This is a genomic window from Sphingobacterium sp. MYb382, assembly GCF_037572665.1.
In the GTDB taxonomy this organism is placed as follows: Bacteria; Bacteroidota; Bacteroidia; order Sphingobacteriales; family Sphingobacteriaceae; genus Sphingobacterium.
Map to the genome: position 1 here is coordinate 212,515 of NZ_JBBGZT010000007.1, position 12,682 is coordinate 225,196.

The following is a 12,682-nucleotide window of genomic DNA, read 5'->3' on the forward strand; positions in this document are numbered from 1 at the left end:
TTAATTATTTAAACCTTTTCTGCTGGAATCAAAACGTAATAGAATAAACAATAAAATAGAGAAACTCCATAGGGAAGACCCTCCATAGCTAATGAATGGCAACGGGATTCCGATAACAGGGATGATACCAATGGTCATCCCGATGTTGATGAAGAAATGGAAAAATAAGATTGATGCTACCCCATAGGCATAAATCCGAGCAAAAGCCGTTCGCTGTCGTTCTGCTAGATTAATTAAGCGTAGCAGTAGCGTTATATATAAACCAATCAAGACCACACTACCCACAAAACCCCATTCTTCACCAATCGTACAGAAGATAAAATCCGTACTCTGTTCTGGTACGAAGTTGTATTTTGTTTGTGTACCTTGAAGGTATCCTTTTCCAAAAAGCTGACCTGAGCCAATAGCAATCTTAGATTGATTCAAATTGTAGCCATCACCACGCGGGTCATGAACACGGCCTAAAAGAATCTCAATACGGCCTCTTTGGTGAGGTTTTAGAATGTTATCGTATGCAAAGTCAACGCAGAGAACGTAAATTGTACTTAATAGAAATAATATAGATATATTAATAAGGTATTTTCTTTTACGGCGCAGGTTGAAAGCAAAGATACCCGCGATAACGAGCATACTACCTACCAAAACCCATTGATTAACCAAGAGCGCCATCACGAATAGGAAAATAGCCCAAGCAATGAGGACTAACAAACCGTTACCAACATAGCCTTCACGATAGAATACAAAAATTAAAGAAAAGAAGGCTAAAGCCGAACCGGTATCGGGTTGTAGCATAACCAAGCTTACAGGGAATAAAACAATAGCAGCGCCTATTAATAAGGATTTTAGTGTTGGTGTTTTACTCGATTGATTACTGAGGTAGGAGGCTAGCAATAAACAGGTGGCTAGTTTACCAAATTCAGAAGGTTGCAAACGAAAGCTTCCTAGCGGAATCCAAGCCTGATTTCCACCTACATTTCTACCGACTACCAGTACAGCAATAAGGAGTAGGGTGACGACAATGTAAATGACGGGAGCAGCGCTGATGAAAAACTTAGCATCAATAATCAAGATACTAAAGCCAATTATCAAGGCCGAAAATATATAGATGGATTGCTTTCCATAGTTGGTCGCCATGTTGAATAGCCCCGGATGTTCCGGGTCAAATACGGCTGCATGAATGTTGAACCAACCAATAGTACAGAGTGTAAACCATATCAAAATGGTTACCCAGTCGATTCTTCCAAAAAAGCTTTTCTCTACCGTATTATTCATGACCTCTTTTTATCTGGCTGTGGTGAACGTAAATTTCTCTCTTTTCTTCTTTTGTTGCTGCTGTATTTAAGACTGTACCTGTCGAATCTTTCTTTACTTTGGTACTATCTTTTTTAGGCGCTTCTTTTGTTTCCTTCGCTTTTGCGACTTGTGGAATAAAGTTGGCGTTAAATATACGATCTTGAACACTCTTCGGTAATGATATTTTGCCGTTGATGTATTGGTCAACAATCATGTTTACCATCGGCCCAGCCCATGTACCACCATATCCTGCATTTTCTACAAAGACGGCAATAGCAATTTTAGGGTTTTCACGTGGAGCAAAAGCGAAGAACACGGCATGGTCTTTACCATGTGGATTTTGAGCTGTTCCAGTTTTACCACACATTTCAACATCTGAAAGACGAACCGCATATCCTGTTCCTCCAGGAACATTCACGGCTCTACTCATGCCTTCAATAACAGGCTCGTAATATTTGGTGTCTACACCAGCATAGATTTTTTCTTTATACTCGTCTCTGATTAGTTTCTTCTCGCCAATACCTTTTACAAGGTGTGGACGGTAGTAGAAACCGCGGTTAGCAACAATAGCCATAATGTTAGCCATCTGTAGTGGCGTAATACCCATTTCTCCTTGACCAATTGATAAAGATATGTTAAAGCTAGATCGCCATTTATCACTTCTAAAGCGTTTGCTATACCAATTTGAGGTAGGTACTAAACCTGGTTTTTCTCCCGGTAAGTCAATTCCTATAGTATGGCCAATACCAAATTTTCCAATAGCATCTCTCCATAGGTCATATGCTTTTGGCGATGACATACCACGTGAATCAATCATCCGTGCGTAAACATAGCCATAATAGGTATTACAAGACTTTTGAATCGATTTGATTAGGGATGTAGGACCATCAACGTGTGTACAGCGCATAATACGGCCATTACCATAGCGGTAGCCTCCAGGACAGTTGAAGACGGTATGTTCGTCAATGACGCCTGCTTGCTGTGCCGTTAGGGCAGCAACAACCTTAAAGACGGATCCCGGTGGGTAGTAGGCTTGGATAGGGCGCACAAACATAGGGTTGGTACGGTCATTCAACAAATCCATATAGTTGTTCCCTCGTTCACGGCCTACCATGAGGTTAGGGTCATATCCAGGGCTACTTACGAACGTCAGAATTTCTCCTGAAGAAGGTTCAATGGCTACAATAGAGCCCATTTTGCCTTTCATTAATTTTTCAGCAAGTACCTGTAAATCCTTATCTAAAGTTGATATTAAGCCATCTCCAGCTACGGCTAGTGTGTCATACTTACCTTCCATGAATACTCCTTTTGGTCTATTCAAGGCATCTACCATCTGGTTTTTTACGCCACGCTGTCCGCGTAATAAATCTTCATAGGAACGTTCTATACCTGTTGCCCCAATGTAGTCACCAGGTCTGTAAAAACCATTTGATCGTTCTATATCTTTCTCATTGGCTTCTAGTGTGTAACCTAACACATGCGACGCCATGCTATCAGGATAGCTTCTAACGGTTCTATTTTGTACATAGAAACCACGAAATTTATACAGCTGCTCCTGGAGTTGTGCGTAAGTGGTCGAAGACAATTGTTTTTCAAAAATAGAAGCACGATAAGGGGAATGCGCTCGCGCTTTATCCATGCGACGAATAAAACCAGGTTTATCAATGTCTATGAGTTGACACAACAAAGCCGTATCGATATCTTTCGCCTCTCTAGGTGTTACCATTAAATCATATACAGGTTCATTTTGCACGAGTACCTTTCCGTTGCGATCAAACACAACACCACGAGCAGGGTATACAATCACTTTACGCAACACATTATTGTTGGCAGATAATATATAGGTTTTGTCGATTATTTGTATATAGAAAAGCCTAGCAATAATAACAAGAGCTATAGCTATAAAAATACCTTGAACGACGAATTTTCGTGCAAAAAAACTGTTATTCATGAAGGGGAAGTTCTATTAAAGATTACTTAATCGTGATTTTCGCTTATACACTAACAAACTCATTAACAGTATTGTTAGTACTGTAAATATACTACTTAAAATAATGCTAGCCAGCGTATAAAGGAAATTTGTAAATGTAAATGTCTCGATGACAAACAAAGTGAAGTGATGCACCAAGGTGCCAAAGAAGATGTAAGATAGGAACCATTTTGTTCCCATTTCTGATAGAGATGGTGTATTGAAAGAACCTTGCAATTCTACTTCTAAGGTTACTTTATGGAAGAAAATGCGGTATAAAGCGAGCGCCACGCAGGCTGCCGCATGTAGACCCAAAGAATCGTAAAAAGCATCTATTGTTAAACCTGTACAGAAGGCAATCGCAAAAAGCAAAACATTAGGAATACCTATTGGTAATAAGAATATTATTAAGATATACGGGTAAAAAGATACTACATTGTAATAGCCAACATTTTTGAAGAGGGCTATTTGCAATAGTATCAAAACTAAAAAGCGTATGGCATTATAAACTATTACTCTACCCATTATCTTCGTTTGTTGCTTCTAGTTGTTGTTTTTCTTTAACTAATAAATCCTTAACAATATAAACGTGGTTCAGGTTGCTGAAGTTCGTTGATAGCTTAATTTTTAAATCTAAGAAACTCTCACCGGAGGTGATTCCGGTTTCAACAATTTCACCAACTTGAATACCCGCAGGGAATAAAGAAAATCCAGAGGTAAACACTTTTTCTCCTTTTTTCACTTTGATATGATTCGGGATGTCTTGAACCATTGCATATCTAGGGTCTATATTTTTTCCCCATACTAAAGAACCAAACACAGCCGAACTATCTAAAGTTACAGACACCTTGCTGTCTGGGTGAAGTAACGATCTAACGGAAGAAAAGTGTGCCGAGGTATTCAGGACAATCCCAACGATACCGTTAGACGTAATAACGCCCATACCCGGCTCAATGCCGTCATTGCTTCCTTTATCTAAAGTGATATAATTACTTTTCTGATGAACGCTATTATTAGCAACGTTGGCTATGATAAACGTATACCGACCTTGCTCAATAGAATCTACAATATGCACTTCCTGTGAGTTTGTATCCGCTTGCAAAAGATTTTGTACTTGCTGACGTAGCAATACATTTTCTTCTGCCAACTTCTCATTCGCATCAGCTAGCGCGAGGTAGCTTTTCCAAGAATTTACTTGTTTGTAAAAAGAACCAACAACCACGTTGGATGAATTAAGGAAGGAGGCACGTTGATAGCTGTTGTTACTAACAACGAACGCTAAGGCAATAGCAAAAAATAAAATAAACCAAAAAATAGCGTTGTATCTAGAAAGAAATAGCCAAAGGTTTTTCATTTAAAATTGTTATTGCTTAATTCTGTGAAAAACTACGCGATATAGAGGTTTTACTTTTCTATATCGCGTAGTTCAAAATTCTTTATTCGTTTCCAGCTTGTTATTACTGCATTAAGAACTTGAATCTGCCGATATTTTTAAGGGCAATTCCTGTTCCACGTACAACGGCACGTAGTGGGTCTTCAGCCACATGTACTGGTAATTTTGTTTTAGCTTGAATACGTCTGTCTAAACCACGAAGCAAAGCACCACCACCAGTTAGGTAAATTCCCGTTTGGTAGATATCTGCAGAAAGCTCTGGAGGTGTAATCTCTAGTGCTTTCAAAATAGCCTCTTCAATTTTAGAAATTGATTTATCTAAACAGTGCGCAATTTCTGTGTAAGAAACGGTAATCTGTTTTGGAATACCAGTCATTAAGTCACGACCTTGAACAGCGAAGTCTGCAGGTGGCTCAGCAAGTTCTGGTAAAGCAGCTCCTACTTCGATTTTGATTTTCTCCGCTGTGCGGTCACCAATCATAATATTGTGTTGTCTACGGATATATTGAACGATATCCGAGTCAAAGTTGTCACCCGCTACGCGGATAGATTGATCACATACAATACCGGAAAGAGCAATGACAGCAATTTCTGTCGTACCACCACCGATATCGATAATCATGTTCCCTACAGGCTCTTCTACATCAATACCGATACCTACCGCAGCTGCCATAGGCTCATGAATTAAGTATACCTCTTTCGCTCCAGCAATTTCTGCGGAGTCACGTACAGCACGTTTCTCTACTTCGGTGATGCCCGAAGGAATACAAACCACCATACGTAAAGAAGGGAAGAACCATGATTTCCCATTAGTAATCAACTTAACCATCCCGCGGATAAGATGTTCTGCAGCCGTAAAATCTGCAATAACACCATCACGCAAAGGGCGTACAGTTTTTATATTGTCATGTGTTTTACCTTCCATTTGCATCGCTTGGCGACCAATAGCAATCACCTTGTTGGTGGTGCGGTCAAAAGCGACAATCGAAGGCTCGTCCACTACTACTTTATCGTTATGAATGATAAGGGTGTTGGCTGTACCCAAATCTATAGCAACTTCTTGCGTAAACCAGTTAAATAACCCCATTTGGTATGTGTTGTCTTATTTTAAAATTTAATGCAAAACTAAACAAAAAAAATGGTTTTGTGTCGTTCTTGCTCAGGAAAAAAATGATAGCTCTCGGAAATGTTTTTACAAATAAGACGCTGTGCCCATGTAACGTTTTTTTAACCCATTTTATTGTGTATCAAGACAAATAAAAACGTTCTATTTTAATGGTTACGATTTTACAGTTTTTATTGATGTGCGAATCTAAACTATTGTAGAAATCCGTTCGACTCTTTTGTCTTATTTCTTGAGAAGCTCACGCTTAAAAAAATATTTTTGCAGCTATTTTTAGTGTAGTTTTTATTTTAAAATAATCGGTTGGAACATGACGTATTTACACGAACTCGCTTTTAAAAAAGAGAGCCGTTAAATTGGTTTTTCTAAATCTAACGGCTCAAGTTATTTGTGAAGACGCTACTTGTTTATATTAAATAGCTTATTTTCTATCCCAAACCTCAAACGTGAAATCATAGGCGTGTTTTTAATCTTTAGGATGTTCTTCTTTGCTCGTCAATGTCCATTGTTGTTCTATCAATTCTGGAAAGAAAGCATCACCATCTAGTTCTGCGTGAACTCTAGTCAGCAATACCCTTGTTGCTAAAGGTAAAAATTGCTTGTAAATATCGGCCCCACCTATGATAAATATCCGACGCTCGTCGCGACAGTAGGTTAACACCTCTTCAAGCGCGTTTGCCGAGTCTACATCTTCTGCTTGCCAATCTTGGTTACGTGTCAATACAATATTGCGGCGTTCAGGAAGTGGATTTCCAATAGATTCAAAGGTTTTACGACCCATAACTACCGAATGCTCGATTGTGTTTTTCTTGAAATATTTGAAATCGTCAGGTAAGTGCCACAACATTTTATTGTTTTTACCAATAGCGTTGTTCGTGGATGCCGCGACAATAAGGGTTATCTGTAATGAACTCATAAGTGTTAAATGCGTATTAAATAAGATTAAACAGCCACAGGTGCTTTAATATGTGGATGCGACTCATAGTTTACCAATTCGAAATCTTCAAATTTAAAATCAAAGATGTCACGTACCTCAGGGTTGATTTTAAGCTGAGGAAGTGCCTTTGGCTCTCGACTCAATTGAAGCTCTGTTTGTTCAAAGTGATTACTATAGATATGGGCATCGCCAAAAGTATGTACGAAATCGGCCGCCTCCATATCACATACTTGAGCCACCATCATCGTCAACAGTGCGTAAGACGCGATGTTGAACGGAACACCTAAGAAGATATCAGCACTACGTTGGTAGAGCTGACACGAAAGCTGTGGCTTCAGTATTCCTTTTTCTGGCTGCGCCGGAGAAACATAAAATTGGAAAAAAGCATGACATGGCGGAAGGGCCATATTTTCAATTTCCGCAACGTTCCACGCTGATACGATAATACGTCTGGAATCCGGTGATTTCTTTAATTGCTCGATAACTTTCGCTATCTGGTCAATATGGCCACCATCAGGCGTAGGCCATGAGCGCCACTGCGAACCATAGACAGGACCAAGGTTTCCTTGTTCATCAGCCCATTCGTTCCAGATGCTTACGCCGTTGTCTGTAAGGTATTTGATGTTTGTGTCTCCCTTTAAAAACCAGATAAGTTCATGAAGGATAGAACGTAGGTGTAGTTTTTTTGTGGTGACCATCGGAAAACCATCTTTCAAGTTGAAACGCATCTGATGACCAAAAACGCTGCGTGTTCCCGTTCCTGTTCGATCTGTTTTATCGACCCCGTTCTCATAAACATATTTTAGTAGATCAAGATATTGTTTCATGTGTTGGATGTTTTTTTTGAATGTTGATACGAAGATAGTATAAATTTAAAAGAAGCTCTAGCTAGCTACAAAATAATAAAAAAGCTAAATCTGTTTTCTGCTTTGTTACAGCAGAAAAGAAAAAATATACCTATTCTTTTGACGCCTGTTTGACGGTTATCATTATTTCAGGATAGCATAAGTTACCAAAAAAAACAGCTTTCATTCTCATTGAAATATCACAATTCGTCAATGTCTGAGATTCTACTAGTTTTTATGTATTTTTGCAAAATTGTTATGAATAAAAAAGTTGCTTTCTATACCCTAGGATGTAAGCTCAATTTTTCTGAGACCTCATCCATCGGCCGTGTTTTCAAAGATGCCGGCTACGAGACTACGCCTTTCAATAGTCAGGCGGACGTGTATGTTATTAATAACTGTTCGGTTACTGATAATGCGGATAAGAAGTGTCGTAAGGTAGTGAAAGAGGCCTTGAAGCACTCTCCAAATGCTTATATCACGATTGTTGGCTGCTATGCGCAGCTGAAACCTCAAGAGATAGCTGAGATTCCAGGCGTTGATATGGTATTGGGTGCAGCCGAGAAATTTAACATCATTGAACACATCAATGATTTGACGAAACAACCCAAAGCGGTTGTTCATAATGCACCGATTGAGCATACACATGAGTTTGTGTCTGCCTATTCTATAGGTGATCGTACACGTACTTTCTTAAAAGTTCAAGACGGATGTGACTATTCTTGTACTTTCTGTACGATTCCTTTAGCACGTGGGGCTAGCCGTTCAGGCAAAATAGAAGATATCGTTCGCCAAGCGGAAGAAATTGCTGCTTCTGGTGTTAAGGAAATTGTGTTGACCGGAGTTAATATTGGTGATTACGGTATTCGTGATGGTAAACGCCAAGACAAGTTTTTAGACTTGGTGAAAGCTTTGGACGAAGTGGAAGGTATTGATCGTATTCGTATCTCTTCCATCGAGCCAAACTTGTTAGCCAATGAAATTATAAGTTTTGTGGCACAGTCCAAACGATTTGTTCCCCATTTCCATATGCCATTGCAGTCGGGAAGCAATAAAGTACTTGCGCAGATGCGTCGCCGTTACAAACGCGAATTGTATGCTGAGCGTGTAGCTACAATTAAACGGTTAATGCCTGATTGTTGTATCGGCGTTGATGTTATTGTTGGTTTCCCAGGCGAATCACGTGAAGATTTTATCGATACGTATAATTTCCTGAACGAACTTGATATTTCGTATCTACACGTATTTACCTATTCGGAACGTGAAAATACTATCGCTGCGCAAATGGAAGGTGCTGTACCAGGTTCGCAACGTAGTGACCGTAGTAAGATGTTGCATATCCTTTCGGAGAAGAAACGTCGTGCCTTTTATGAGTCGCAACTAGAGAATGTAGGTGAGGTGTTATTTGAAGGTGATATTAAGGATGGCTATATGCATGGTTTTTCCAAAAACTATGTGAAAGTACGTACTGCATACGATCCATTATTAGTAAATGAAATTGTACCTGTTAAGTTTGTTTCGGTTACTGACCAAGGAGAAGTTGATATTGAAGAGCTTCCCGAAGTATTGGTGCACAATTAAGCCGATGCTAAAAATTAGACAAACAAAAAAGGATTAGCCAGCGGCTAATCCTTTTTTGTTTGTGTATTGATGTAGACTACTACAGCCAGAATCAATACGACTCCGAAAAACTGTAGTGGTGACACATATTCATGTAGTACGAAGTAGGCCATACATACGGCTACAGGTAGCTCCACTGCACTTAATATACTTCCTAGAGAAACACCTGTCTTTGGCATTCCGTAGGCAAAAAGTACAGGCGGTAATACTGTTCCAAAGAACGCTAGTAATAAACCATAGTTCCATAAAGAGTCCATACCTGACTGAAATATCGAAAAAGGCTGAAGCAAGACGAATACTAAGATTACAGCGCCTGTTACCATTAAGGCTCCTTTGTGTAGGGGCGCATAATCATTTCCTACGCGTCCATTAACAATGATGATAGTTGCATATGCTGTTGCAGCGGCCAATCCATAAAATATACCGAGAAGGCTAATGTCTTGAATTTCTTTTTCTAGTAGTCCTGTTGCAAGTAGCGTACTGGCCAAAATAACGGCAATACCGATTAATGTCTTTTTGCTAGGTCTTTCTTTGAAAACAACAAACTCAATGAGTTGGCCTATCCAAATGTATTGCATCAGTAATACAATGGCCAGCGATGCCGGAACCAAGGAAACGGATTTGTAGTATAAAATACTTACCGCTCCTGTAGCCGTACCACTAAGAATCATTTTCCAAGTAGGTGTGGTAGCTGGATATTTTTTAAGGTATCCTTTGTTAAAAAGAACCACTATGCCAAGGAGAACCCATAGAAAAACCATACCAAACAAGGCTTGAACGCCTGTCACTTCGCCTAAGTTAAAACCTTCGCCATAGGCCTTTTTGACGAATGTGGATAGGATCCCGAAACTTGCTGCGCCTAAAAATACAGCGATAAGTCCTTTGAATTTATTCATGATAAAAATTTGTCAAAGGTACATAAATTCAAGATGGCGCTCTCAAAATATACAAATTGACTGTGCTTTTTTACAATAGTCGTCCTTTTTTTTATTGACTTTTAGCTTCTTAAAATCAGTTTTAGGCATGCATCTTGTTGTAACTAAAATGGAAATTAAGTAAGTTTGTTATATGTATATAGGCATCTCTAAACGATTATCTGCTGTTGTAGGACTGCTTTGTGCAGTGCTCCTGCTGAACTCCTGCGGAAGTAAGCGACATGTTGTGTTGGGAAAAAGGGACGGCGGACGACCTGCTTCGGGTACCATTTTGACAGACGCTAGTGATGCGCGCAATATGAACTTAGAGACCGCTAAACTGGCTAATTATGCCGATATTCTAGGGGTGAGTTTGCGAGAATTGAATAATAAACAACTTTATTCGTTTTTAGATAATTGGATGGGAAGCCCACATCGGATGGGGGGAGGTGAAAAATCGGGTATTGATTGTTCACGTTTTGTCGGTATTCTCTACGAAGAGGTGTACCGTAAAAATCTACCACGTACCTCGCGCGATATGGGCGATCAGGTAAAACGTAAATACGAACGTGACCTCAAGGAAGGTGATTTAATATTTTTCTCCTTCGGAGGAAGAGACATCGATCATGTGGGTGTATATCTACGCAATAATAAGTTCGTGCACGTATCTACAAAACGTGGAGTAATCATCTCTAATATCAAGGATAGCTGGTATTACAAATATTTTGTCCGCGCGGGTTCTCCAAAAATCTAACACTAAGATTACACTAAGCCCTTAAATCGGGAACGCTAAAGCGTCTTTCTTCCCGCATATTTCCGTATGTTTGCGTCATATTTTAATTGTTATGAAGAAAAGAACAAAGACCATCTTTTTAGGTTTGTGTATCATCGGTTCATTTTTTATTTATTGTGTATTTTATTACTCCAATATGTTGAAAAATGCGCCTTTCCGTTTTTCTGATTTCGAATCTATTGATATTCAGTACGGCTTACGAGATTCTATGTTGAATACGTACAATTCAGCAACGCAAGATTACCAATACTTGAATAAAAATAATGAAGTGGTCAAAGAAAAACTTAAATTATCGAACGATGATTTATTGTTTCTTCATAGAAAAGCAATGGAAATGGGCTTCTGGAATGTAGATAATGATATGACAACAGTACGTCAAGATAGTACAGAAGGAGCAAAAGTGCCACGTTACATTTTAGAATATAAGTATAAAGATAAAAGTAAACGTGTCGTTTTAGATGCCGATTATCCAGGTAATCAAAAAATGAAAGATGCCGCTAAGACGACAATTGAAAAAGTACTTGACAGAATTAATGTTACCTATGCACGTAAGTAATGCATAAGAAATAGATAAAACAAAAATACCGCAGCCATAAACTGCAGTATTTTTGTTTTATAGACATTTATATATTTTTCTCTTCTTCAGCTTGAAGAATGCTTTTGAGCTTAGGTCCAAATTCCAATCCCCAAGCATGTACGGCCTTGGTAATCGGAAGGGCTGTCTGCCCGAGCTCTGTGATGGCATATTCTACACGAGGCGGTACTTCCGGATAAATTTCTTTTTTTAAGATTCCATGGTATTCCAATTGCTTTAATTGATCATGCAATACTCGTTTGGTAATACCAGGTATGGCCTCCATTAAATCTTTAGGACGGCTAATGCCGCGTTCAATTTCTTGAAGGATGCAAAATTTCCATTTTGAAAGTACAACCTCAATGGCTATACCTGTTCCACATTCAAAGTCAAGAGGGATTTTACGCTGATACATAGAATTGCTATTTGTATAAAAATACGTATTTTTTTGCTAGCAAGATTGCCCTACGCGTCGTTTTCCCATCATGATTAATTTATCACCAAGGGACTAATTCATCCCTTATTGTATGATTAAAGCGGCTATGCTAATTTTGAGTTTATTAAAGTATGTAATAACGATGAAAAAATTAGTTATAGTAACACACCCGACTATTGAAAATTCCTTAGTAAATAAACGATGGATTGAAGAGTTGAAAAAATATCCAGCGGAATTTACCGTACACGCCTTGTATGAAGCTTACCCTGACGGGAAAATTGATGTACTAGCCGAGCAGAAGCTAGTGGAAGCACATGATACCGTTATTTTTCAGTATCCTTTGTATTGGTTTTTCACCCCGCCATTATTGAAGCAATGGATGGATGAGGTATTAGTCTACGGATGGGCATATGGTACAGGCGGCGATAAGATGAAAGGAAAGAAAATAGGACTTGCTATTTCAGCTGGAATCAAAGAGGAAGACTATCAAGCTGATGGTTTGTATGAAGTAACAATTGAACAGCTTTCGCTTCCTATAAAAGTAACAGCACAGTATATTGGTGCAGCGTTCGCACCTATTTTTACTTGGTATGATGTAGAGCATAATCCAAGCCCCGAGATTGTTGAAGATAGTGCTAAAGCTTATCTAGCTTATGCACAGGGTTTATAAGCTTCAAATAGGAGAATTTGCCTTAAAAAGCTGTTTTAGAAAAAATTGGTTATTTAATAGCGACCTAATATTGACTTAATACTGATGTTGCACCTTTGTGTCAGAGTAATTTTTG

At 38.9% G+C, this 12,682-nt stretch carries 13 protein-coding genes; 4 read left to right on the top strand and 9 right to left on the bottom strand.

All coding sequences use genetic code 11. The features are described from left to right. The 7 genes from rodA to WH223_RS01715 form a co-directional block, all read right to left on the bottom strand. Entirely contained in the window at positions 1-1,272 is a 1,272-nt protein-coding gene (gene rodA, locus WH223_RS01685) for a rod shape-determining protein RodA (RefSeq protein WP_340045787.1), read from the bottom strand. Beyond that, entirely contained in the window at positions 1,265-3,244 is a 1,980-nt protein-coding gene (mrdA, locus tag WH223_RS01690; protein WP_340045788.1) for a penicillin-binding protein 2, read from the bottom strand. Before mrdA ends, rodA begins: the two co-directional genes overlap by 8 nt. A 15-nt stretch (positions 3,245-3,259) precedes the next feature. Next, positions 3,260-3,787: a rod shape-determining protein MreD gene (locus tag WH223_RS01695; RefSeq protein WP_340045789.1), complete on the bottom strand. Its 528-nt coding sequence runs from the start codon at positions 3,785-3,787 to the stop codon at positions 3,260-3,262. Next, a complete protein-coding gene (gene mreC, locus WH223_RS01700; RefSeq protein WP_340045790.1) occupies positions 3,780-4,616 on the bottom strand; it encodes a rod shape-determining protein MreC in 837 nt (278 codons plus the stop codon). The genes WH223_RS01695 and mreC overlap by 8 nt, the downstream gene beginning before the upstream one ends. Positions 4,617-4,719: 103 nt before the next feature. Further along, a complete protein-coding gene (locus tag WH223_RS01705) occupies positions 4,720-5,742 on the bottom strand; it encodes a rod shape-determining protein (protein WP_340045791.1) in 1,023 nt (340 codons plus the stop codon). 502 nt (positions 5,743-6,244) lie between these two features. Beyond that, on the bottom strand, positions 6,245-6,694 hold the full coding sequence (locus WH223_RS01710) for a dihydrofolate reductase (protein ID WP_340045792.1): 450 nt from the start codon (positions 6,692-6,694) through the stop codon (positions 6,245-6,247). Between the two features lie 26 nt (positions 6,695-6,720). Next, positions 6,721-7,542: a thymidylate synthase gene (locus WH223_RS01715; protein ID WP_340045793.1), complete on the bottom strand. Its 822-nt coding sequence runs from the start codon at positions 7,540-7,542 to the stop codon at positions 6,721-6,723. Positions 7,543-7,818: 276 nt separating this feature from the next. Here WH223_RS01715 and mtaB point away from each other — a divergent pair, with 276 nt between their 5' ends. Then, positions 7,819-9,141, top strand: a complete 1,323-nt coding sequence (gene mtaB, locus WH223_RS01720; RefSeq protein WP_340045794.1) for a tRNA (N(6)-L-threonylcarbamoyladenosine(37)-C(2))-methylthiotransferase MtaB — start codon at positions 7,819-7,821, stop codon at positions 9,139-9,141. Positions 9,142-9,185: 44 nt separating this feature from the next. Here the strand turns inward: mtaB and WH223_RS01725 are convergent, their stop codons facing one another. Beyond that, positions 9,186-10,076: a DMT family transporter gene (locus WH223_RS01725; protein ID WP_340045795.1), complete on the bottom strand. Its 891-nt coding sequence runs from the start codon at positions 10,074-10,076 to the stop codon at positions 9,186-9,188. 172 nt (positions 10,077-10,248) lie between these two features. On the opposite strand from WH223_RS01725, the gene WH223_RS01730 reads away from it, so the two are divergent. Together WH223_RS01730 and WH223_RS01735 are read left to right on the top strand one after the other, a co-directional pair. Next, the gene (locus WH223_RS01730; protein WP_340045796.1) at positions 10,249-10,848 is read left to right on the top strand and encodes a C40 family peptidase; all 600 of its coding nucleotides are present in this window, start codon (positions 10,249-10,251) and stop codon (positions 10,846-10,848) included. Between the two features lie 91 nt (positions 10,849-10,939). Continuing rightward, the gene (locus tag WH223_RS01735; protein ID WP_340045797.1) at positions 10,940-11,443 is read left to right on the top strand and encodes a hypothetical protein; all 504 of its coding nucleotides are present in this window, start codon (positions 10,940-10,942) and stop codon (positions 11,441-11,443) included. A gap of 67 nt (positions 11,444-11,510) precedes the next feature. Here the strand turns inward: WH223_RS01735 and WH223_RS01740 are convergent, their stop codons facing one another. After that, positions 11,511-11,876: a winged helix-turn-helix transcriptional regulator gene (locus WH223_RS01740; RefSeq protein ID WP_340045798.1), complete on the bottom strand. Its 366-nt coding sequence runs from the start codon at positions 11,874-11,876 to the stop codon at positions 11,511-11,513. Positions 11,877-12,039: 163 nt separating this feature from the next. On the opposite strand from WH223_RS01740, the gene WH223_RS01745 reads away from it, so the two are divergent. Further along, positions 12,040-12,567 carry an NAD(P)H-dependent oxidoreductase gene (locus WH223_RS01745; protein WP_340045799.1) on the top strand — a complete coding sequence of 176 codons (528 nt, stop codon included), beginning with the start codon at positions 12,040-12,042 and terminating at the stop codon, positions 12,565-12,567. The last annotated feature ends 115 nt before the right edge of the window (positions 12,568-12,682 follow it).